Source organism: Aeromicrobium panaciterrae, assembly GCF_039537165.1.
Taxonomy (GTDB): domain Bacteria; phylum Actinomycetota; class Actinomycetes; order Propionibacteriales; family Nocardioidaceae; genus Aeromicrobium; species Aeromicrobium panaciterrae.
In genome coordinates this window covers 3,243,494-3,265,320 of sequence record NZ_BAAAZZ010000002.1, presented here as the reverse complement: position 1 = coordinate 3,265,320, position 21,827 = coordinate 3,243,494, and the positions used below count along the sequence as shown (strand labels likewise).

At 66.7% G+C, this 21,827-nt stretch carries 20 protein-coding genes; 14 read left to right on the top strand and 6 right to left on the bottom strand.

Going from position 1 to position 21,827, the window contains the following annotated elements; all coding sequences use genetic code 11:
- Nucleotides 1-2 precede the first annotated feature (2 nt).
- The gene (gene tal, locus ABD683_RS17045) at nt 3-1,091 is read right to left on the bottom strand and encodes a transaldolase (protein ID WP_344771264.1); all 1,089 of its coding nucleotides are present in this window, start codon (nt 1,089-1,091) and stop codon (nt 3-5) included.
- Nucleotides 1,092-1,110: 19 nt separating this feature from the next.
- A complete protein-coding gene (tkt, locus tag ABD683_RS17040; RefSeq protein ID WP_344771263.1) occupies nt 1,111-3,288 on the bottom strand; it encodes a transketolase in 2,178 nt (725 codons plus the stop codon).
- 216 nt (nt 3,289-3,504) lie between these two features.
- Between tkt and ABD683_RS17035 the strand changes: the two genes are divergently transcribed.
- The 3 genes from ABD683_RS17035 to ABD683_RS17025 all read left to right on the top strand — a co-directional run bounded on the left by ABD683_RS17035 (nt 3,505) and on the right by ABD683_RS17025 (nt 6,401).
- Nucleotides 3,505-4,434: a heme o synthase gene (locus tag ABD683_RS17035; protein WP_344771623.1), complete on the top strand. Its 930-nt coding sequence runs from the start codon at nt 3,505-3,507 to the stop codon at nt 4,432-4,434.
- 62 nt (nt 4,435-4,496) lie between these two features.
- Nucleotides 4,497-5,573, top strand: a complete 1,077-nt coding sequence (locus tag ABD683_RS17030; protein ID WP_344771262.1) for a hypothetical protein — start codon at nt 4,497-4,499, stop codon at nt 5,571-5,573.
- 9 nt (nt 5,574-5,582) lie between these two features.
- Nucleotides 5,583-6,401, top strand: a complete 819-nt coding sequence (locus tag ABD683_RS17025) for a hypothetical protein (RefSeq protein WP_344771261.1) — start codon at nt 5,583-5,585, stop codon at nt 6,399-6,401.
- Here ABD683_RS17025 and ABD683_RS17020 read toward each other — a convergent pair.
- The 3 genes from ABD683_RS17020 to ABD683_RS17010 are packed head-to-tail and all read right to left on the bottom strand — an operon-like array spanning nt 6,346 to nt 8,964.
- On the bottom strand, nt 6,346-7,260 hold the full coding sequence (locus ABD683_RS17020) for a COX15/CtaA family protein (RefSeq protein WP_344771260.1): 915 nt from the start codon (nt 7,258-7,260) through the stop codon (nt 6,346-6,348). The two genes, ABD683_RS17025 and ABD683_RS17020, sit on opposite strands and share 56 nt — an antisense overlap.
- A 4-nt stretch (nt 7,261-7,264) precedes the next feature.
- The gene (locus ABD683_RS17015) at nt 7,265-8,041 is read right to left on the bottom strand and encodes an ABC transporter permease (RefSeq protein WP_344771259.1); all 777 of its coding nucleotides are present in this window, start codon (nt 8,039-8,041) and stop codon (nt 7,265-7,267) included.
- Nucleotides 8,038-8,964 carry an ABC transporter ATP-binding protein gene (locus ABD683_RS17010; RefSeq protein WP_344771258.1) on the bottom strand — a complete coding sequence of 309 codons (927 nt, stop codon included), beginning with the start codon at nt 8,962-8,964 and terminating at the stop codon, nt 8,038-8,040. The genes ABD683_RS17015 and ABD683_RS17010 overlap by 4 nt, the downstream gene beginning before the upstream one ends.
- 37 nt (nt 8,965-9,001) lie before the next feature.
- On the opposite strand from ABD683_RS17010, the gene ABD683_RS17005 reads away from it, so the two are divergent.
- Nucleotides 9,002-10,087 (top strand): ATP-dependent DNA ligase, encoded by a 1,086-nt coding sequence (locus tag ABD683_RS17005; protein WP_344771257.1) that lies wholly within the window; start codon nt 9,002-9,004, stop codon nt 10,085-10,087.
- On the opposite strand, the gene ABD683_RS17000 is transcribed toward ABD683_RS17005, so the two are convergent.
- Nucleotides 10,084-11,145, bottom strand: coding sequence for a DNA polymerase domain-containing protein (locus tag ABD683_RS17000; protein ID WP_344771256.1), 1,062 nt, complete (start codon nt 11,143-11,145; stop codon nt 10,084-10,086). The two genes, ABD683_RS17005 and ABD683_RS17000, sit on opposite strands and share 4 nt — an antisense overlap.
- Before the next feature lie 75 nt (nt 11,146-11,220).
- On the opposite strand from ABD683_RS17000, the gene ABD683_RS16995 reads away from it, so the two are divergent.
- From ABD683_RS16995 to ABD683_RS16950, 10 genes are all read left to right on the top strand, one after another.
- Nucleotides 11,221-13,344, top strand: coding sequence for an MMPL family transporter (locus ABD683_RS16995; RefSeq protein ID WP_344771255.1), 2,124 nt, complete (start codon nt 11,221-11,223; stop codon nt 13,342-13,344).
- Nucleotides 13,345-13,392: 48 nt separating this feature from the next.
- Nucleotides 13,393-14,076, top strand: a complete 684-nt coding sequence (locus ABD683_RS16990) for a helix-turn-helix transcriptional regulator (protein ID WP_344771254.1) — start codon at nt 13,393-13,395, stop codon at nt 14,074-14,076.
- On the top strand, nt 14,073-15,512 hold the full coding sequence (gene sufB, locus ABD683_RS16985; protein WP_344771253.1) for a Fe-S cluster assembly protein SufB: 1,440 nt from the start codon (nt 14,073-14,075) through the stop codon (nt 15,510-15,512). Before ABD683_RS16990 ends, sufB begins: the two co-directional genes overlap by 4 nt.
- The gene (gene sufD / locus ABD683_RS16980; protein ID WP_344771252.1) at nt 15,509-16,669 is read left to right on the top strand and encodes a Fe-S cluster assembly protein SufD; all 1,161 of its coding nucleotides are present in this window, start codon (nt 15,509-15,511) and stop codon (nt 16,667-16,669) included. The genes sufB and sufD overlap by 4 nt, the downstream gene beginning before the upstream one ends.
- Nucleotides 16,670-16,754: 85 nt before the next feature.
- Entirely contained in the window at nt 16,755-17,093 is a 339-nt protein-coding gene (locus ABD683_RS16975) for a non-heme iron oxygenase ferredoxin subunit (RefSeq protein WP_344771251.1), read from the top strand.
- Complete coding sequence (gene sufC / locus ABD683_RS16970; protein ID WP_344771250.1) at nt 17,093-17,857, top strand: Fe-S cluster assembly ATPase SufC; 765 nt, start codon at nt 17,093-17,095, stop codon at nt 17,855-17,857. The genes ABD683_RS16975 and sufC overlap by 1 nt, the downstream gene beginning before the upstream one ends.
- Nucleotides 17,858-17,859: 2 nt before the next feature.
- On the top strand, nt 17,860-19,107 hold the full coding sequence (locus tag ABD683_RS16965; protein WP_344771622.1) for a cysteine desulfurase: 1,248 nt from the start codon (nt 17,860-17,862) through the stop codon (nt 19,105-19,107).
- Nucleotides 19,108-19,130: 23 nt separating this feature from the next.
- The gene (gene sufU / locus ABD683_RS16960; RefSeq protein WP_344771621.1) at nt 19,131-19,592 is read left to right on the top strand and encodes a Fe-S cluster assembly sulfur transfer protein SufU; all 462 of its coding nucleotides are present in this window, start codon (nt 19,131-19,133) and stop codon (nt 19,590-19,592) included.
- Entirely contained in the window at nt 19,589-19,954 is a 366-nt protein-coding gene (locus tag ABD683_RS16955) for a metal-sulfur cluster assembly factor (RefSeq protein ID WP_344771249.1), read from the top strand. The genes sufU and ABD683_RS16955 overlap by 4 nt, the downstream gene beginning before the upstream one ends.
- Before the next feature lie 228 nt (nt 19,955-20,182).
- Entirely contained in the window at nt 20,183-21,781 is a 1,599-nt protein-coding gene (locus ABD683_RS16950; protein ID WP_344771248.1) for an ABC-F family ATP-binding cassette domain-containing protein, read from the top strand.
- The last annotated feature ends 46 nt before the right edge of the window (nt 21,782-21,827 follow it).

Below are 21,827 nucleotides of genomic sequence, written 5' to 3'. Positions count from 1 at the left end.
TGTCAGGCCCTGTCGAGCTCGGTCGACACCGTCTCGAGGAGCTCGGCCCACGAGGCGTCGAACTTCTCCAGTCCTTCGGTCTCGAGGAGGTCGACGACCTCGTCGTAGCTGATGCCCTGTGCCTCGAGCTCGGCGATGAGCGCCCGTGCGTCGTCGTACGTCCCGGTCACCGCATCGCCGTGGAGCTCGCCGTGATCCGCGAATGCCTGGAGCGTCTTCTCGGGCATCGTGTTGACGGTGTTGGCAACGACGAGCTCCGTGACGTACATCGTGTCGGAGTAGGCCGGGTCCTTGACGCCGGTCGATGCCCACAGCGGACGCTGGGCGTTGGCGCCCTTGGCCTGGAGTGCGGTGAACCGTTCGGAGCCGAAGACCTCTTCGTACGCCTCGTAGGCCAGCCGCGCGTTGGCGATCGCCGCCTTGCCGCGCAGCGGGCTGTCCTCAGGCAGCCGCTTGTCGACCTCGGAGTCCACCCGGCTGACGAAGAACGACGCCACCGAGTGGATGTTGCGCAGGTCGAGGCCGGCCGCGTCCGCCTGCTCGAGGCCGTCGAGGTAGGCGTCCATGACACCGCGGTAGCGCTCGAGGGAGAAGATCAGCGTGATGTTGACGCTGATGCCGGCGGCGATGGTCTGGGCGATCGCGGGAAGCCCTTCCACGGTTGCGGGGATCTTGATCAGCGTGTTGGGGTGGCCGACCTTGTCCCACAGCTTCTTGGCCATGGCGACGGTCGCATCGGTGTCGCGTGCGAGGCCCGGCTCCACCTCGATCGACACGCGGCCGTCGACACCATGGGTGGCGTCGAACACCGGCAGCAGGATGTCGCAGCCCTGTCGTACGTCGCTGGTGGTCAGCTCGAACACGGCTTCATCGACACTCGCGCCAGCCGCCTTGAGCTCCTTGACCTGCGGCTCGTACTTCTCGCCGTTGGCCAGAGCCGAGGCAAAGATCGACGGGTTGGTCGTGACGCCCACGACGCCCGACTCGGCAATCAGCTGGGCGAGGTTGCCGGTCTCGATGCGTTCGCGGGACAGGTCATCGAGCCAGATGGACACGCCGGCGTCGGCGAGGGCCTTCAATCGGTCGTTCATGATGTCTCCTTGGTGAGGATCAATGCGTGTTTGTGGCGTCTACGTTGTCGCCGGGGCCGACGGGCCCCGCCGGTCGGGCGTGAAAGGGAGCGGTGGGCTCGCTGGCAGCGGCGGCGATCGAGTCCTTCGCCGCGGCGACGACGGCATCGGCGGTGATGCCGAACTTGTCGTACAACGTGGCGTAGTCGGCCGAGGCGCCAAAGTGCTCGAGGCTGATGATGCGGCCGGCGTCGCCGACGATGTCGCGCCAGCCGAGCGCGATGCCGGCCTCGACCGAGACACGGGCACGCAGTGACGGCGGGATGACCTCGTTGCGGTAGGCCTCATCCTGCTGCTCGAACCACTCGCGGCTCGGCATCGACACGACACGCGCCTGGATCCCCTCGGAGGCGAGCAGCTCACGGGCCTTGACCGCCAGCTGCACCTCAGAACCCGTGGCGAACAGGATCACGTCGGGCGTGCCGTCGGTGTCGAGCAGGGTGTAGGCGCCCTTGGCGGTCAGGTCGGCGGAGGCGTAGCCGTCGGTGCCGCGCGGGAACGTCGGCAGGTTCTGCCTGCTGAGCGCGAGCGCGACCGGACGGTTGGTGATGCCGAGCAACGTCTTCCACGCCTCGATCGTCTCGTTGGCGTCCGCCGGACGAACGACATCGAGTCCGGGGATCGCGCGCAGTGCGGCGAGGTGCTCGACCGGCTGGTGCGTCGGACCGTCCTCGCCGAGGCCGATCGAGTCGTGGGTCCAGACGTACGTGACCGGCAGCTCCTGCAGGGCGGCCAGTCGTACGGACGGGCGCATGTAGTCGCTGAACACGAGGAACGTGCCGCCGTACGGACGAGTCAGCCCGTGCAGGGCCATGCCGTTCATGACCGCTCCCATGGCGTGCTCGCGGATGCCGAAGTGCAGCACGCGGCCGTACCAGTCGCCCGTGAACTTCGCGGTCGAGCGCTGTGGCGGGAGGAACGACGGCTCACCCTTGGGCGTCGTGTTGTTGGACCCGGCGAGGTCGGCCGAGCCGCCCCACAGCTCCGGCAGGTTGGCCACGGCGGCTGAGAGGAAGTCACCGGAGGCCACGCGGGTGGCGACGCCCTTGTCGTCGGGCTCGTACGTCGGCAGACCCGCGTCCCAGCCGTCGGGCAGCTGACGCTTGCTGAGACGCTCGAGCAGCTGGGCCTTCTCCGGCGCGGCGGTGGTCCACGCGTCGAACTGCTTCTGCCACTCGGCCCGCGCCGCCTTGCCACGGTCGCGAGCGGACTGCGTGTGGGCGATGACGTCGTCGTCGACGATGAACGTCTTGTCGGGGTCGAAGCCGAGCAGCTCCTTGGTGGCCCTGATCTCGTCATCGCCCAGGGCGGACCCGTGTGAGCCGCCGGTGTTCTGGGCGGTCGGAGCGGGCCACGCGATGATCGTGCGGAGCACGATGAACGACGGCTTGTCCGTGACGGCCTCGGCGGCTTGGTAGGCGTCCCAGAGGGCCTGGACGTCCTCGGTGTAGCCCGTGCCGCCGTTGGTCCAGTCGACGACCTGGACGTGCCAGCCGTACGCCTCGTAGCGTGCCGCGACGTCCTCGCTGAGCGCGACGTCGGTGTCGTCCTCGATCGAGATCTTGTTGTCGTCATAGAGCAGCGTCAGGTTGCCGAGCTGCTGGTGACCGGCGAGTGACGACGCCTCGGCCGACACGCCTTCTTCGATGTCGCCGTCGGAGCAGATCGCATAGACGTGGTGGTCGAACGGGCTGGTGCCGGCCGCAGCCGACGGGTCGAGGAGACCGCGCTCACGGCGAGCCGCCATGGCGAAGCCGACGGCGTTGGCGATGCCCTGACCGAGCGGGCCAGTGGTGACCTCGACGCCGGGGGTGTGGTGGTACTCGGGGTGCCCGGGGGTCTGGCTGCCCCACGTACGGAGGCTCTTGAGGTCGTCGAGCGTCATGGGGTAGCCGGCGAGGTAGAGCTGGATGTACTGCGTGAGGCTCGAGTGCCCGCACGACAGCACGAAACGATCGCGACCGAGCCAGTGCGGATCGGTCGGGTCGTGACGCATCAGCTTCTGGTACAGCAGGTAGGCCGCAGGGGCCAGGCTCATTGCGGTGCCGGGGTGGCCGTTGCCCACCTTTTGCACGGCATCTGCGGCAAGAAGTCGTACGGTGTCGACCGCCTTCTTGTCGAGCTCGGTCCAGTCGAGGGGGGTGGGGGCTGTCGTCACAGCGCGGACTCCTGAATCGTCGATCTCGGTGCGGCGGCCGGCCTTGCCCAGCCGTCGATGACGACACTACGCCCCCGCAGGTGGGAGGCGCCTCCAGCGTGGTTTTTTGGGCCTTCGGGCACGTCAGCCGGGCGAGATCGGCGGCCTGATGTCAGACACGTCGAACCGTCGGTACGCGGGCATCCGGGTGGCACTAGACTCGCTTGCGTGACTGCCGTGCATGTGACGCCGACCGAGGGCGTCGAACCATCCACCGTGCCGCCGTCCACGCGACGTGACGTCGTCATGTCGTACGTCGCGCTCACCAAGCCGCGCATCATCGAGCTGCTGCTGCTGACCACGGTGCCGGTGATGTTCCTTGCCGCGCAGGCCGTCCCGCCCCTGTGGCTCGTCGTGGCCACGGTCGTCGGCGGCACGCTGTCGGCCGGCAGCGCCAACGCGCTCAACTGCGTCGTGGACGCCGACATCGACCAGCTGATGCGTCGTACGTCGCGGCGTCCGCTCCCGCGTCACCAGGTCTCGACCCGCGGCGCCCTCTACTTCGGTCTGGCCCTCGGCGTCCTCTCGACGGTGTGGCTCTGGACCCTGGTCAACCCGTTGTCGGCGATGCTCGCGCTCGCGGCCAATGTCTTCTACGTCATCGGCTACACGATGATCCTCAAGCGCCGTACGACGCAAAACATCGTGTGGGGCGGGGCGGCAGGTTGCTTCCCGGCGTTGATCGGCTGGACCGCCGTGACCAACGAGCTCGCCTGGGCCCCGGTCGTGCTGTTCATGGTCGTGTTCTTCTGGACGCCGCCGCACTTCTGGGCCCTGGCGATGCGCTATCGCGAGGACTACGCGGCAGCCAGCGTGCCGATGCTGCCGTCCGTCGCGAGCTCCGACGAGGTCTCCCGCCAGATCGTCATCTACTCGTGGGTCATGGTTGCCACCTCGTTGCTGTTGTGGCCCTACACCGGCTGGTTCTACCCCGCGATCGCGATCACGCTCGGCATCGTGTTCCTCATCGAGGCATACGACCTGCGGTCACGGGCGCGTGACACCGAGGACCTCTCGGTGATCAAGCCGATGCGCCTGTTCCACTTCTCCAACGCCTACCTTGCGCTGCTGTTCGTGGCCTCGGCGATCGACCCGTTCATCAAGTGAGTCCTGGGCGCCGGCCATGTTCGTCGTCAGCACGGTGTGGGTCAGCGAGCTGAAGGATCCGGATGTCTGACCTCAACGCGGCGGCCTACCGCCTGATCGAGGCTCCCCGGCGCACCAACCTGTCCGAACGATTCTTCGGCCGCTACCGACGCGTGGGGCTGCGCGGACTGCTCACCGACACCAACCGGGTCGCGACCTGGGCTGACGTCCCCGGTGAGGCGGCGCTCGGCGGCTACGCGTGGCAGCGTGGCGACAGCCGTACTCGGCGCTGGTTGCCCCAGGGCATCACCACGTCCGCCGACGCCTACGGTCCGGACCCCACGGCGGGCACCGTCGACGGTCGCCACCTCGTGCTGACGAGCTGGTACGCCAATCATGTCTTCGGCTTCATCTTCGGCTCACGGATCTCGGTGATGGACTGCACCGACACGATGGTTGCGCCATATCGCCACGTGCTGCTGGTCAACCCGCGCAGGTTTCTCGGCATCAACTGGCTCACCACGATCCGTGTCCACGCCGGCGGCATCGTCTGGTACGGCGGCTACCTCTACGTCGCGGGCGGCCAGCACGGCATCCGGGTGTTCCGGCTCGACGACATCGTGCGGGTCCGCAACCGCTTTCGTACCAAGAGCTACCGCTACGTGCTGCCGCAGTTCACGTTCTACGACGCCGATCATGACAAGGATGTCGGCGAGATGATGTATTCGTTCATGTCACTCGACCGCACCGGCGACGTGGACCACCTGATCGCAGGGGAGTACGGCCGCAAGGGCGGCAGCCACCGGCTGATGCGCTATCCGCTCGACCGCAAGACCGAGCTGCTGCGGCGCGACGACCGTGGGTGGGCCGTTCCGGCGGAGCTCTACGACCGGCAGGTCGAACGGATGCAGGGCGCGACGCTGGTGGACGACACGTGGGTCATCACCGCGAGCAACGGCAAGGGCAAGCCGGGCGACCTGTGGGTCGGCCACCCGGGCGACTACGTTCGCCACGCCGGTGTCCTGCCGACAGGGCCTGAGGACGTGACCTATTGGCCACAGCGCAAACAGCTCTGGTCGCTGACCGAGTGGCCCCGGCAGCGCTGGGTCTACGCGATCGATGCCGAGAAGTGGGCCCGCCGCCCGGGTTCACGTCACTAGTATTCGGGAATGTCGAAGACTGTCACCCAGGTCCTGCCGCTGCTGTTCAGCGTCTTCAGCGTGGTGCTGTCCGGCTACATGTCGGTGCGCCAGCAGCGCATCAGCGCCAAGCTTCGCCTGGAGGAGAGCAGACGTGAGAAGGAGGAGTCGGCACTGGCTGCCGCCCAACGCGTCTACGAACCCATGGCGCAGGCCGCAGCCGAGCTCCAGTCGCGCATCTACAACATCGTCGAGAACGACTGGGTGACCCTGACCAAGAGGTACGAAGGCCACGGTGACTACCCGTCCAAGAGCACCGCGTTCTTGTTTGCCCACTACTTCGGTTGGGTGGAGGCGCGCCGCCAGTCCGTCCTGGACTCGAGTGGCAAGGGCAATCGCGACGAGAAGGTCCAGAGCTTGATCGACGGCATCACCAAGATCATGCGCCGCGGCGATGACAGCGAGGGGTTCTCGTTCTTCAGTGCCGAGCAGCGGGCGATCGGCGAGCTGATGTTCTTCTGGGAAGTCGTGCCTGACAGCGGCCTGCGCATCCCGCACGTGCTCGGGTACGCAGCGTTCTCGGCCAAGTACAAGGACGACCCCACGTTCCGTGAGTGGTTCAACCCGGTCGACGCAGGTATGCGACGAGTCGCCGAGGGCGACAACACCCGGCTGATCGACATCCAGGGTGCGCTGGTGCACCTGATTCTCGAGCTGGATCCGAAGCAGCGCTACACCACCGGCTACGACCTCAAGCCGATTGGCGCCGAGGTCGGGTGGATGCCGGACGGGGCTAGTGCTGTGCCGACGTCTGGGGAGCCGTCGACGGAGCCTCAGCCGACGAACTAGCCGGCGAGACCACCGTCAGCAGCACCTTCGTGGCCACGGCGACCAGCGCCGCCGCTCCGACCAGATGGGCCGCGACCAGGGCGATCGGCAGGTCGGTGAAGTACTGCACGAATCCGATGGTGCCCTGCGCGAGCTCAACGGCGAGAAGTACCAGCGCGAGCTTCCGCACCTCGCCGCGAAGGACAAGGACCAGCACGATTGTCAGCGCCACAAGCAGGTAGACCGAAGCGGCGTGCACATGACTCATGACCTGCGGATCGAGGCCGTTGCGTCGCGCCTCGACGTCGCCGGCGTGCGGGCCGCTGCCGGTGACGATCGTGCCGAGGTAGACGACGAGCCACATCACGCCGTACGTCGGGACGACGAGACGGGGGTGTGTTGATGATCCGGTCAGACTCCCACGAACTTGCACCAATAGAACCGTTGTGGCTGCGATGAGCCCCATCGACAGGATGAGGTGGAGCGAAACGACCCAGGGGTTGAGATGGGTCAGCACCGTGATGCCACCGATCACGCCTTGGAACGGCACGCCGAGGGCGATGATCAGCATCAGACGTCGCATGGTCTGGCTGGATCCAGACCATCGCCACACGGCAATTAGGGCGGAGATGGCGACCAGCATCACTACGAACATCATCATGCGGTTGCCGAACTCGATGACGCCATGGGTGCCCAGCTCGCGATGCGGGACGAACGAGTCCTCGGTGCACTTGGGCCAGGTCGGGCAGCCAAGTCCGGAGCCGGTGAGTCGTACGAGACCGCCGGTCAGGACGATCAGAGTGTTGGCTGCGAGTGTTGCCCACGTCCACAGCTCGACCGAACGACGATCCGGATTGCGGATGCTCGCCAGGAAACTCACGATGTCACTCCCACTTGAACGTCCTCGACACTCCGAGCCCGCAGCAGACGGCCCACATGATCAGGACAACGACGGAGAACGCTCCCGGGCCCTGGCCGGCGAACACATCGCGTAGACCCTGACCCAATGCACCGGACGGGAGCACCTGGAGGGCGTGGCTCGCTGCTTCGGGGTAGCGGCTGAGCGGGACGATCAGGCCGCCGCCCACGAGCAGCAGCACGTAGACAAGATTGGCGACCGCGAGCGTGGCCTCTGCGCGCATGATGCCCGCGATCAGCAGACCGAGGGAGCCGAACGCCGCCGTACCAAGCACGACCAGCAGCAGCGCCTGCGCCACGGCCAGGAGACCGCCGTGCGGCTCCCAACCCAGCAACAGCCCGACGCCCGAAAGGATGGCGAGCTGAATGACCTCGATGATCGCGATCGCGCCGATCTTGCCGACCAGCAAGCCCCAGCGGGGGAGCGGCGATGCTCCGAGCCGCTTGATGACGCCGTACCGACGTTCGAAGCCTGTGGCGATGGCCAGCGACGTGAACGACGTCGACAGCACCGCCAGCGCCAGGATGCCGGGGGTGATGATGTCGATCGGGCGACCGGGACCGAGGTCGACGATCTTGTCAGCGCGTGCACCGAGGATCAGCAGCACGAGCGGGATGATCAGCGTCAAGAGGAGCTGTTCACCGTTGCGCGACAGCAGGCGCAGCTCCATGGAGATCTGCGACCGGAGCATGGCCATACGCGGGGCAGCACCGGGCTTCGGCGACAGGTCGAGCGCGGTCATCTAAGGGCCTTCCCGGTCAGCTCGAGGAATCGGTCCTCGAGCGTCTGGCGCTCGACCATGACCGACTCGGTGAGCACGCCTTGCGTCGCGCACCAGGCGGTGAACGTGGCGAGGAGTGCCGGGTCGACGGTGCCGGCGATGACGTACGAGCCGGGGCTCACCTCATCCACCTTGGCGTCGTCGGGCAGCGCCAGCATGAGGCTCTCGACGTCGATGCCGGGACGGGCCGTGAACCGCACGGTGTTCTGGGCGCCCGAGGCGGCGAGTCCCTGTGGCGTGCCGGAGGCGATGACCTGACCCTCGTCGATGATGTGGACCGTGTCGGCGAGCGCTTCGGCCTCGTCCATGAAATGGGTCGTGAGCACGACGGTGACGCCGCTGGATCGCAGCTCGCTGACGAGCTCCCACGTGGAGCGCCGTGCCTGCGGGTCGAGTCCGGCCGTCGGCTCGTCGAGGAACACCAGCTCGGGTCGCCCGACGATCGCCATGGCCAGGCTGAGTCGCTGCTGCTGGCCACCCGAGAGTCGGCGATAGGGCGTACGACCGTAGGACTGCATGCCGAGGCGCTCGATCAGCAGCTCGACGTCGAGGGGATGCGCGTGCAGCGACGCGATGTGGCGCAGCATCTCGTAGGCGCGGGAGCCGGACCAGGCGCCGCCTGACTGGAGCATCACGCCGACCCGAGGGCGCAGCTGGTGGGCGTCGGCGATCGGATCGAGCCCCAGCACGCGGACCGACCCGCTCTGCGGTCGGCGGAATCCCTCGCAGGTCTCGATCGTGGTGGTCTTGCCGGCACCGTTGGGGCCGAGGATGGCGGTCACCGTGCCCGGCTCGACCGTGACGTTGAGCCCGTCGACGGCGGTGACCTCGCCGTACGTCATGACGAGATCCCTGACTTCGACAGCAGGGGGAACGCCGATCACCCGCCCAGTGTAGGTGCGGCCAATCTAGGGTGGTGGCATGGACCTACCCGTCATGCCTCCCGTGCAGCCGATGCTCGCCAAGTCGGTCAAGGGAGTGCCCGCCCAGGACTCGGTCGATGGCGGTCTGTCGTACGAACCGAAGTGGGACGGCTTCCGCTGCATCGTGTTCCGAGACGGCGACGAGGTCGTGCTGGCGAGCCGCTCGACGAAGGAGCTCACACGCTACTTCCCCGACGTGGTGGAGGCGGTGAAGGCCGAGCTGCCGGACCGGATCGTGCTGGACGGCGAGATCTTCCTGGCCATCGACGGCCGGCTCGAGTTCGATGCCTTGTCACAGCGCATCCACCCCGCCGACTCACGCGTCCAGATGCTCGCCGAGGAGACGCCTGCCTCGTTCGTGGCGTTCGACCTGCTCGCGATCGGCGACGAATCGCTGATGGACGAGCCGTTCTCCGTACGCCGGGCACGCCTCGAGCAGGCGCTGGCCACGGCCGCGGCGCCGATCCACCTGACGCGTACGACCACCGACGCCGGCGAGGCCGAGCGATGGTTCGACACGTTCGAGGGTGCGGGTCTGGACGGCGTCGTCGCGAAGGCGCTCGCCAAGCCGTACGCGCCGAACGGGCGCACGATGCTCAAGATCAAGCACTCCCGCACCGCAGATGTCGTGGTCGCGGGCTACCGCCTGCACAAGACCTCGACCGACGAGCTGCCGTTGCTCGGATCGTTGCTGCTGGGACTGTATGCCGACAACGGCGACCTGCAGCATGTCGGCGTCGCAGCGTCGTTCACGGCTGCGCGACGCGCCGAGCTCATCGACGAGCTGGCACCTCTGGTCGTCGACGCCGCCGGCCACCCGTGGGGGCAGTGGCAGGACGCCGCGGCCCAGGCCGGTGGCCGGCTGCCAGGCGGGCAGAGCCGTTGGACCGGGACCAAGGACCTGTCGTTCGTCACGCTCGCCCCGACGCGTGTCGCCGAGGTCGGCTACGAGCACATGGAGGGCACGCGGTTCCGTCACACGGCGCAGTTCAAGCGCTGGCGACCGGACCGCGAGCCGAAGTCGTGCACGTACGAACAGCTCGAAGAGGTCGCGAAGTACAACCTCAAGGACGTCCTGACCTAGGGCGCTTCTGTCTTCTTGTTGCGGGTGTCCTTGCTGGGCTGTACGCGCTTGGGTTCTCCCGGCATCTTGGGGTATTCGGGGGGATAGGGCATCTCGGTCGGGTCGTCGTCCCACCACTGCAGCAGCGTGTCGAGCGAGTGCTCCACCTCGTCGATCTCAGCCCACGCGTCCCCGTCGCCGGCGAGCTTGGCCGGGACGGTGTGCAGCGTGAATTCGCGCGGATCGGTCAACGCGGCGAGCTCGTCCCAGCCCACCGGCATCGAGACCGTGGCGCCGGGGGTCGGTCGCAGGCTGTAGGCCGACGCGATCGTGCGGTCACGGCAGTTCTGGTTGAAGTCGACGAAGACGTTGTCACCGCGTTCTTCCTTCCACCAGTTCGTCGTGACGCCGTCCGTGCGCTTCTCGAGCTGGCGGGCAAAGGCGATGGCGGCATGGCGGACATCGGTGAACGTCCACTTCGGCGCGACCCTGGCGTACACGTGGATGCCGCGCTTGCCGCTGGTCTTGGCGAATGCACGGATGCCGGCCTCGGCGAACAGCTCGCGGGCGACGCCGGCGATGCGTACGGCGTCGGCGAACGTCGCCCGGCCGAACGGATCGAGGTCGATGCGCAGCTCGTCAGGGCGATCGTTGTCGGTACGACGGGTCGGCCACGGGTGGAACGTGATGGCGCCCATGTGCGCTGCCCAGGCCGCCACCGCGACCTCGGTCATGCAGATCTCGTCGGCGGGCCGTCCTGACGGGAACAGGATCCGGGTGCTCTCGACATAGTCAGGCGCGCCGCGCATCATCCGCTTTTGGTAGAACGCGTCGCCGTGGCTGTCGGCGCGGGTCGACATGACCATGCCCTCGCGTACGCCCTTGGGCCACCGCTCGAGGGCAACGGGCCGGTCCTGCAGGGCGCGCATCAGCCCGTCGGCGACCGCGACGTAGTACTCCGCGACCATCACCTTGGTCACCTCGGCCGAGAAGTCCGTGGCCTCGTAGATCACGCGTGTGGGGCTCGACACCCGCACCGATCGTCCGCCCGCCTCGATCTCGACCGCATCCGATGCCATGTGTTCACCTTAAAGGCGGCGACACGCGCAGGACCCTCATGCTCGACAGCGGTCGCCCTTGACTACGTTGATCCCATGTTTTCAGCGCTGGGTCGGTTCGTGGCCAACAATCCGTGGAAAGTCATCCTTGCGTGGATCGTGGTGGCGGTGGTGGTCGTGCTCACAGCCCCCAAGCTCACCTCGACCACCGACGAGGCCGAGTTCCTGCCCGGTCACTACGAGTCGATCAAGGCGTTCGACCTGCAGAGCGAAGCCTTCCCCGATCGCACCGACATCGGCGCGATCATCGTCTTCGACCGCAAGGACGGCGCCCCGCTCACGGCGGACGACTCGGCCGACGTCGAACGGATCGCGCAGGAGCTGGACAGCAAGAACATCCCGCAGTTCGGGCCCATCGTGGCCGCGCCTCCGTCGGACAACAAGCTGGTCCAGACGGCCATCGTCAGCCTCGGTAAGGATGCTGACCCGTTCGGGACCAAGATCCTCGACAGCGCCAAGGAGCTGCGCGCAGACCTCAAGCCCCTCGTCGCAGACACCGATCTCAACGTCGGCACGACCGGCTCGGTGCCGCAGGGTCTCGACCAGCAGGAGTCGTCGGAGGACGCGCTGGTCATCGTCGGCATCGCGACGATCGCCCTGATCCTTGGTCTCCTGCTGCTGATCTTCCGCAGCCCGATCATCGCGTTCCTGCCGATCGTGGTGGTCGCGGTGGTGTCGCAGATCGCCACGGGACTCATCGCGTTCGCCAACGACGCGTTCAACCTCAAGGCGGACAGCTCGATCGAGGTGATCCTGCTCGTCGTGCTCTACGGCATCGGCACCGACTACATCCTGTTCTTCCTGTTCCGCTACCGCGAGTACCTTCGCAAGGGGCAGGACAGCAAGCAGGCCGTCGAGACTGCTGTCGAGCGTGCCGGCGAGGCCATCACCTCCGCGGGCGGCGCCGTCATCGTCGCCTTCATGGCGCTGGTGCTGTCCACGCTCAGCATCTTCCGCTCGATCGGACCGGCACTCGCCATCGCGGTGGCCGTCACGGTGCTGGCGTCGCTGACCCTCGTACCCGCGATCGTCTCGCTGCTCGGCACCAGGGTGTTCTGGCCGTCGAAGGCGTGGAAGGTCGAGCCCAAGGGCGCCCGATTCGGTGCCGTCGGCGACTCGCTCGGCAGGCATCCGGTGCGTTACGCCCTCGCATCCGGGCTGGTGCTGGCCGCATTGGCGGTCTTCGCGCTCGGCTTCAAGCCGACCTTCGACCTCGGCGACACCGGTTCGTCCAGCACTGCCGAGTCGGCGGTGGCCCTCAAGACGCTCGAGAAGGGGTTGCCGCCCGGCGCCACCGACCCGACGGCCGTGTTCCTGAGGAGCAAGGACGGATCTCCGTTGGACGACGCCGCGGTGACGAGATTCGGCACCGACCTGGCTCAGGCGAAGGGCATCGCACAGGTCGCTCCCGCCACGCTGTCGGAGGACAAGTCCACCGCCGTCTTCACGGCCGTGCTCGACTCGGATCCGTCGTCAGACGCCGCGATGAAGAACATGAAGGGCCCGATCCGTACGACGGCGCACGATGCGGCACCCGACGGCACCGAAGCACTCGTCGGCGGCACGACGTCGGTGTTCGTCGACCTGCAGAAGGCCATGAACCGCGACTACTCCGTCGTGTTCCCCGTGGCCGCCGTGATCATCATGGTGATCCTCGCGCTGCTCCTGCGGAGCCTGGTGGCACCGTGGTACCTCATGGCATCGGTGGGCCTCGGATTCGGGGCGACCCTCGGAGCCGCGGTGCTCCTGTTCCAGCACGTGCAGGACAAGGACGGCCTGATCTTCATGCTGCCGATCTACATCTACCTTTTCGTGGTGGCCCTGGGCACCGACTACAACATCTTGATGATCGCGCGGCTGCGTGAGGAAGCCCGCGAGGGCAAGAGCTCTCGTGAGGCCGCAGCCCAGGCCGTACGACACGCGGGCCCGACGGTTGCCGCGGCCGGAGTGATCCTGGCCGGTACGTTCGCGTCGCTGATGCTGGGCGGCAACTCGTTGCTGGTGTCGATGGGATTCGCGATCTCGTTCGGCATCTTCGTCTCGGCCTTCGTCATGGCGATGTTCTTCACGCCGGCGCTCACGGCGCTGATCGGCCACGCGGCGTGGTGGCCCGGTCACGGTGACGAGACCGAGGCTGAAAAGGCGGTTCGTACGGGGTAAGGCTCACCTTCGTTGAAAGGCCTTGGTGAATAAAGGCACACTTGTCTTGTGAAATACACCGGGCTGGACGACGCGTCGTTGGTAGACGACGCTCCGACCCGTGAGCGCGTGGCCACCACGATCCTCGAGCACGGGCCGTCGACGGCTGCCGATCTCGCCCAGTGGCTGCACCTGACACCTGCCGCCGTACGCCGCCACCTCGACCAGCTCCTGGCCGACGGCGTGCTGATGACGCGCGAGCAGCGTGTCGTCGGTCAGCGTGGTCGTGGCCGTCCTGCCAAGGTCTTCGTGATCACCGATGCGGGCCGTGACCACTTCAAGCACGCCTACGACGAGCTCGCTGCCGGTGCGCTGCGCTACCTCAAGGAGACCGGGGGAGACGACGCCGTCATGGCATTCGCCCGCCACCGCCTCAGCGAGGCCGAAGACCGCTACCGCCCGCTGCTGGCCAGCGCCAAGCCCGAGGACCGTGTCCAGGTCCTCGCCCACGCGCTGAGCCAGGACGGCTACGCCGCGTCGGTCGGCAGCACCCCCGCCGGCACGCAGATGTGCCAAAACCACTGCCCGGTCGCCCATGTGGCCGAGGAGTTCCCCCAGATGTGCGAGGCCGAGACCGAGATGTTTGCTCGTCTCCTCGGTACCCATGTGCAGCGACTTGCCACCATCGCCCACGGCGACGGCGTCTGCACGACCCATTTGCCACTCACCACCGCAGAGAGGTTGCCCTCATGACGACCACGTCGGAGACACCCAACGCCATCATCGATGCCAACCCAGGCCTCAAGGATGTCGGCCGCTACGAGTTCGGCTGGTCCGACAAGACCGACGCCGGCGCCACCTCCCAGCGGGGCCTCAGCGAGGACGTCGTGCGCAACATCTCCGCGCTCAAGAGCGAGCCGGAGTGGATGCTCGACCTGCGCCTCAAGGGCCTGAAGCTGTTCGACCGCAAGCCCATGCCGACGTGGGGCTCCGACCTCAGCGGCATCGACTTCGACAACATCAAGTACTTCGTCCGATCGACCGAGAAGCAGGCGGCGACGTGGGACGACCTGCCCGAGGACATCAAGAACACGTACGACCGCCTCGGCATCCCCGAGGCCGAGAAGCAGCGCCTCGTGTCGGGCGTTGCGGCTCAGTACGAGTCCGAGGTCGTCTATCACTCGATCCGTGAAGACCTCGAGGAGCAGGGCGTGCTCTTCCTCGACACCGACACGGCGCTCAAGGAGCACCCCGAGCTGTTCAAGGAGTACTTCGCGACGATCATCCCGGTCGGCGACAACAAGTTCTCCGCGCTCAACTCGGCGGTCTGGTCCGGTGGCTCGTTCATCTACGTGCCCAAGGGCGTCCACGTCGACATCCCGCTTCAGGCCTACTTCCGCATCAACACCGAGAACATGGGCCAGTTCGAGCGCACCCTGATCATCGCCGACGAGGGTTCTTACGTTCACTACGTCGAGGGCTGCACCGCGCCGATCTACTCCAGCGACTCCCTGCACTCGGCGGTCGTCGAGATCGTCGTCAAGAAGGGCGCCCGCGTCCGCTACACGACGATCCAGAACTGGTCCAACAACGTCTACAACCTCGTCACCAAGCGCGCCGTCTGCGAAGAGGGCGCCACGATGGAGTGGGTCGACGGCAACATCGGCTCCAAGGTGACGATGAAGTACCCCGCCGTCTACCTCATGGGCGAGCACGCCCGTGGCGAGACGCTGTCGATCGCCTTCGCCGGCGAGGGCCAGCACCAGGATGCCGGCGCCAAGATGGTGCACGCCGCGCCGAACACGTCGAGCTCGATCCTGAGCAAGTCGGTGGCCCGTGGCGGCGGACGTACGTCCTACCGCGGCCTCCTGCAGGTGCTCGAGGGCGCCGAGGGCTCGGCCAGCACGGTCAAGTGCGACGCGCTCCTGGTCGACCAGATCAGCCGCTCGGACACCTACCCGTACGTCGACGTCCGCGAGGACGACGTGACCCTGGGCCACGAGGCCACGGTCTCCAAGCTCAGCGATGACCAGCTCTTCTACTTCATGTCGCGAGGCATGGAGGAGGACGAGGCCATGGCGATGATCGTCCGCGGCTTCGTCGAGCCCATCGCTCGCGAGCTCCCCATGGAGTATGCGCTCGAGCTGAACCGTCTCATCGAACTTCAAATGGAAGGCGCTGTCGGTTGAGTATCGCCGAGGCACTGGAGCTCGCTCCGGTCGAAAGTCATCTGCACCCGGAGGGGTCGTTCGACCTCGCGGATCACGCCGTGCCCACGGGCCTGGAGGAGATCTGGCGGTTCACACCGCTCAAGCGTCTCCGCGGCCTGCACCAGGACACCCCGCTCGACGGCGACTACTTCAAGGTCGAGGTCGATGCGGCTGACGGCGTCAGCGCCGTCTCGGTGCCTGCTGCCGACTCGGCTCGTGGAGTCTCGGGCTACATACCAGTCGACCGCGTGTCGGCACGTGCCTGGGATGCCGCGAAGTCGGTCTTCGAGGTGACGATCCCGGCCAACGCCGAGATCTCCGAGCCGACCACGATCCGCCTGCACGGCGAGGGACTCGAGAAGGCCGCGGCAGGGCAGCTGCTCGTACGCGCGGGCCAGTTCTCCAAGGCCGTTGTCGTCGTCGACTACGACGGTTCCGCCACGTGGGCCGAGAACATCGAGGTCGTCGTCGAGGATGGTGCAGACCTGACGTTCGTGACGATCCAGGACTGGAACGACGACAGCGTCCACGTCGTCACCCAGCACGCGAGGGTCGGGCGTGACGCCTCGCTGCGCCACATCGCCGTCTCGCTCGGGGGTGACGTCGTACGCGCCAGCACCTCGGCCGACTACGTCGGTACGGGCGGCAGTGTGGAGATGCTCGGTGTCTACTTCGCCGACGAGGGCCAGCACATCGAGCACCGGCTGTTCGTCGACCACACGGCGCCTCGAACCAAGAGCAATGTGGAATACAAGGGCGCGCTCCAGGGGAAGGACGCTCACACGGTCTGGATCGGCAACGTGCTGATCCGCAAGGAGGCCGAAGGCATCCTGACCTACGAGAGCAACGACAACCTCGTACTGACGGACGGAGCCAAGGCCGACTCGGTGCCCAACCTCGAGATCGAGACCGGCGAGATCGAAGGCGCGGGTCACGCGTCGACGACGGGCCGCTTCGACGACGAGCACCTGTTCTACCTGCAGAGCCGCGGCATCGAGGAAGAAGACGCGCGCCGTCTCGTCGTGCACGGCTTCTTCAACGACATCATCCGTCGCATCGGCGTCCCGGCCCTCCAGGAGCGCCTCGTCGCTTCGATCGAGGAGGAGCTGGCCGCGCACGTAGGACGGCTTGCATGATCTTTCCCCCACAGACGCCTTCGCGCCCTGACCGTATGTGCACATCTCACGCAGATCTGCGCTCATGCGTCAGCGGGGACCCCAAGTGAGCTATGTCCAGGCTGCAGCGTTGGTCGACGTACCGGATGGGGGAGTCCTCGCCGTCGAGATCGACGGTCAGGAGATCGCCCTGGTTCGCGACGGTGACGACGTCTACGCGCTCCGCGACGAGTGCTCGCACGCGTCGATCCCGCTGTCAGAGGGCGATGTCGAAGGTTGTGAGATCGAGTGCTGGTTGCACGGCTCGCGCTTCGACGTACGTACTGGCAAGCCCGTCAACCTTCCGGCCACCGAAGCCGTACCCACCTACCCCACTCAGATCGAGGGAGACGCCGTTCTGGTCGATCTTTCCCCCGTAGACAACGCAGTAACAGGAGACAACTAATGTCAACGCTTGAAATCAAGGACCTTCACGTCTCGGTCACGACCGAGGAAGGCGAGAAGGAGATCCTCAAAGGCGTCGATCTCACCGTCAAGTCGGGAGAGGTCCACGCCATCATGGGCCCCAACGGCTCCGGCAAGTCGACGCTCGCCTACTCGATCGCGGGTCACCCCAAGTACAACGTGACCAGCGGATCCGTCACGCTCGACGGCGTCGACATCTTGTCGATGAAGGTCGATGAGCGTGCCCGCGCGGGCCTGTTCCTCGCGATGCAGTACCCCGTCGAGGTCCCCGGCGTCTCGGTCGCCAACTTCCTGCGTACGGCCAAGACCGCGATCGACGGCGAGGCACCCAAGCTCCGTACCTGGGTCAAGGATGTCAACGCGGCTCTCGAGCGCGTCACGCTCGACAAGGACTTCGCGCAGCGCAGCGTCAACGAGGGCTTCTCGGGCGGAGAGAAGAAGCGTCACGAGATCGCCCAGCTCGAGCTGCTCAACCCGAAGTTCGCCGTCCTCGACGAGACCGACTCCGGCCTCGACATCGACGCGCTGCGTGTCGTCTCCGAGGGCGTCAACCGCTACAGCTCGCAGGGTGACCGTGGCGTGCTCCTGATCACCCACTACACGCGCATCCTGCAATACATCAAGCCCGACTTCGTGCACGTGTTCGTCGCAGGCAAGCTCGCCGAGAGCGGTGGACGTGAGCTCGCCGACCAGCTCGAGGCCAACGGCTACGACAAGTACGTCAAGGCGGCTGCTTCAGCGTGACCATCGTCGAGAGCCCGACCTACGACGTCGCCAGGATCAGGGCAGACTTCCCGATCCTGAGCCGACGCCTGGCCGGAGACCTTCCGTTGGTCTATCTCGACAGCGCCAACACCTCGCAGAAGCCCGAAAGCGTCATCCGCGCGCTCGACGACCACTACCGGCTCCACAACGCCAATGTCGCCCGGGCGATGCACCAGCTCGGCTCAGAGGCCAGCGAGGCGTTCGAGCTCGGCCGTGACAAGGTCGCCGGATTCATCGGGGCGCCCCACCGCGACGAGGTCGTGTTCACCAAGAACGCCTCCGAGGCACTCAACCTCGTGGCCCGGGTGCTGGGCGACTCCGGACGCATCGGCCAGGACCACGAGATCGTGATCAGCGAGATGGAGCACCACTCCAACATCGTGCCGTGGCAGCAGCTGTCGCAGCGGACCGGAGCATCGCTGCGCTGGTTCGGCGTCACGGACGAGGGCCGGCTCGATCTCGACGGCATCGACCAGCTGATCACCGAGCAGACCGCCGTCGTGTCGGTGACCTGGGTGTCCAACATGCTGGGCACGATCAACCCGCTCGACGTCATCATCGAGAAGGCCCACTCCGTTGGCGCTCTCGTCGTCGTAGACGCGTCACAAGCCGTCCCGCAGCTCCCCGTCGATGTCGGAGCCCTCGGTGCCGACTTCGTCGCGTTCACGGGTCACAAGATGGTCGGTCCGACCGGTATCGGCGTGCTGTGGGGTCGTTACGACCTCCTTGCCGAGCTCCCGCCGTTCCTCGGCGGTGGCGAGATGATCGAGACCGTCACGATGGCCGAGTCGACGTACGCGCCGCCGCCGGCACGCTTCGAGGCGGGCACTCCGCCGATCGCCCAGGCGGTCGGTCTCGGCGCCGCGGTCGACTACCTCTCGTCGATCGGCATGGACAACGTCGCCGCCCACGAGCAGGAGATCACCGCGTACGCGCTCGGTGCGCTGCAGGAGATCGAGGGTCTCAAGGTCGTCGGCCCCAAGACTGCGGACCAGCGTGGGGGAGCGATCAGCTTCACGCTGGGCGACGTCCATCCGCACGACGTCTCGCAACTGCTCGACTCCAAGGGGATCGCCGTACGCGCCGGACACCACTGCGCCAAGCCGGCGCACCTGCGGTTCGGCGTGCAGTCGACGACCCGTGCGTCGTTCTACCTCTACACCACGACGGCGGAAATCGATTCGCTCGTCGAGGCGTTGCACCATACGAAGAAGTACTTCGGAGCCTGAAGGGAGTGACCGTGACTGAAGCGATGAATGTCGACAGCCTCTACCAAGAGATCATTCTCGACCACTACAAGCACCCGCACGGTGCCGGCCTCCGCGAGCCCTTCGAGGCCGAGGTGCACCACGTCAACCCGACCTGCGGCGACGAGATCACGCTGCGGGTGCATCTCGACGGCGAGACCGTCGCTGACGTGTCCTACGCGGCACAGGGCTGCTCGATCAGCCAGGCGTCCGCCTCGGTGCTCAACGAGCTCATCATCGGCAAGTCGGTCACCGAGGGCATGGCCGTGCTCGACTCGTTCACCGAGCTGATGCAGGGCAAGGGCAAGGTCGAGCCCGACGAGGACGTCCTCGAGGACGGCATCGCCTTCGCCGGAGTCGCCCAGTTCCCCGCACGCGTCAAATGCGCACTTCTGGGCTGGATGGCCTGGAAGGACGCCGTCTCACAGGCACTTGTCTCAACCTCAAACCCGGGAGATCCCGTATGACCACCGACCACAGCGACCTGCCCGATGTCTCCACCCAGCCTTCTGGCGGCACGACGACCGTCGATGACGTCCTGGAGGCCATGAAGGACGTCGTCGACCCCGAGCTCGGCATCAACGTCGTCGACCTGGGACTCGTCTACGGCGCCGATGTCGACGAGCACTCCAACACGGTCCTGTCGATGACGCTGACCTCCGCGGCGTGCCCGCTGACCGACGTGATCGAGGACCAGACCCGCGCTGCGCTTGACGGCCTCGTCAACGATTTTCGGATCGAGTGGGTCTGGATGCCGCCGTGGGGCCCCGACAAGATCACCGACGACGGCCGCGAGATGCTTCGAGCCCTCGGCTTCAACATTGGCTGAGCCGAAGGCGCTCCGCGCCTGAGCGCGAAACCACGCCAGCGAAGCGGGAGCGTCTCGCCGCGAAGCGGCCGCACTGCGAAGCGCGGCTGACCGTGTTGAGGGGCACACTGGAGAATGGTCGGAGACCGCTCGGACGCCCCGTAGAATGAACGGGTGAGTTTCTACCAGCGGGAATGACGTCGAGCTTCGCTCCGTCGACCCATACTCACCCATACCGAAAGTCACACCATGCTCACCGTCTCCAATGTGGAGCTGCGCTTCGGCGCGCGCGTCCTGATGTCGGACGTCTCGTTCCGCGTCGACAAGGGCGACAAGATCGGCCTCGTCGGACGCAACGGCGCCGGCAAGACGACCTTGACCCGCATGCTGTCCGGTGACGGGCAGCCCGCCGAGGGCTCGATCACGTCGACCGGCAAGATCGGCTATCTGCCACAGGATCCCAAGTCCGGCGACCTGTCGACGACGGCCCGCGACCGCATCCTCGGTGCCCGCGGGCTCGACGAGGCGCTCATCGCAATGCGCAAGGCCGAGCTCGACATGGGCTCGCCCGACCCCGACATCGCCGAGAAGGCCATGAAGGCCTACTCCCGCGCCGACACGGCTTTCGGTGCCGGTGGTGGCTATGCGGCCGAGTCGGAGGCCGCCACGATCGCGCACGCGCTCGGTCTGCCCGACCGGGTGCTCGAGCAGCCGCTGTCGACCCTCTCAGGCGGACAGCGTCGACGCATCGAGCTCGCGCGCATCCTGTTCTCCGACGCTGACACGCTGCTGCTGGACGAGCCCACCAACCACCTCGATGCTGACTCGGTCGTGTGGCTTCGCGGGTTCCTCAAGGGATTCAGCGGCGGCATCGTGATCATCAGCCACGACGTCGACCTGATCGAGGAGACCGTCAACAAGGTCCTCTACCTCGACGCCAACCGCGCGACGATCGACATCTACAACATGGGCTGGAAGTCCTACGTCAAGCAGCGCGAGGCCGATGAGCACCGGCGCAAGCGCGAGCGCGCCATCGCGGTCAAGAAGGCTGGCGAGCTGACCAGCCAGGCCAACAAGTTCCGGGCCAAGGCCTCCAAGGCCGCCACGGCACAGCAGATGCTGCGTCGCGCCGAGCAGCTCGTAGCGGGGCTCGAGACCGAGCGGGTGCAGGACAAGGTCGCCAACATCAAGTTCCCGAAGCCGGCACCGTGTGGCAAGACGCCGCTGATGGCGGAGGGATTGTCCAAGTCGTACGGGTCTCTCGAGATCTTCACCGATGTCGACCTGGCGATCGACAAGGGCAGCCGCGTCGTGATCCTGGGCCTCAACGGCGCCGGCAAGACGACCCTGCTGCGCATGCTGGCCGGCACCCTCGAGGCCGACACCGGCGAGATCATCCCCGGACACGGACTCAAGATCGGGTACTTCGCGCAGGAGCACGAGACCCTCGACACCTCGCGTACGGTGCTGGAGAACATGCAGTCGGCCGCTCCCCAGCTGACCGACACCGAAGCGCGCAGTGTGCTGGGCTCGTTCCTGTTCAGCGGCGACGACACCTCCAAGCCGGCTGCGGTGCTGTCCGGCGGTGAGAAGACCCGTCTGGCGCTGGCGAGCCTGATCGTCTCGAGCGCCAACGTGCTGCTCCTTGACGAGCCCACCAACAACCTCGACCCTGCATCGCGTGAAGAGGTGCTGCGCGCGATCCGTACGTACGAAGGTGCCATCGTGCTCGTCTCGCACGACGAGGGCGCCGTGATGGCCCTGGAGCCCGACCGCGTGCTGCTGCTGCCCGACGGCGACGAGGACCTCTGGTCCGACGACTACGCCGACCTCGTCAGCCTCGCCTGACACCGCGATTTGTGACCTTCCAGGCGTCATGAGCGCGATTTAGCGC

Coding starts and splice junctions, on each gene's coding strand:
- tal (WP_344771264.1), bottom strand. CDS start 1,091: ATGAACGACCGATTGAAGGCCCTCGCCGACGCCGGCGTGTCCATCTGG.
- ABD683_RS17030 (WP_344771262.1), top strand. CDS start 4,497: ATGTCTGACCTCAACGCGGCGGCCTACCGCCTGATCGAGGCTCCCCGG.
- ABD683_RS17025 (WP_344771261.1), top strand. CDS start 5,583: ATGTCGAAGACTGTCACCCAGGTCCTGCCGCTGCTGTTCAGCGTCTTC.
- ABD683_RS17015 (WP_344771259.1), bottom strand. CDS start 8,041: ATGACCGCGCTCGACCTGTCGCCGAAGCCCGGTGCTGCCCCGCGTATG.
- ABD683_RS17005 (WP_344771257.1), top strand. CDS start 9,002: ATGGACCTACCCGTCATGCCTCCCGTGCAGCCGATGCTCGCCAAGTCG.
- ABD683_RS17000 (WP_344771256.1), bottom strand. CDS start 11,145: ATGGCATCGGATGCGGTCGAGATCGAGGCGGGCGGACGATCGGTGCGG.
- ABD683_RS16995 (WP_344771255.1), top strand. CDS start 11,221: ATGTTTTCAGCGCTGGGTCGGTTCGTGGCCAACAATCCGTGGAAAGTC.
- sufB (WP_344771253.1), top strand. CDS start 14,073: ATGACGACCACGTCGGAGACACCCAACGCCATCATCGATGCCAACCCA.
- sufC (WP_344771250.1), top strand. CDS start 17,093: ATGTCAACGCTTGAAATCAAGGACCTTCACGTCTCGGTCACGACCGAG.
- sufU (WP_344771621.1), top strand. CDS start 19,131: ATGAATGTCGACAGCCTCTACCAAGAGATCATTCTCGACCACTACAAG.
- ABD683_RS16955 (WP_344771249.1), top strand. CDS start 19,589: ATGACCACCGACCACAGCGACCTGCCCGATGTCTCCACCCAGCCTTCT.
- ABD683_RS16950 (WP_344771248.1), top strand. CDS start 20,183: ATGCTCACCGTCTCCAATGTGGAGCTGCGCTTCGGCGCGCGCGTCCTG.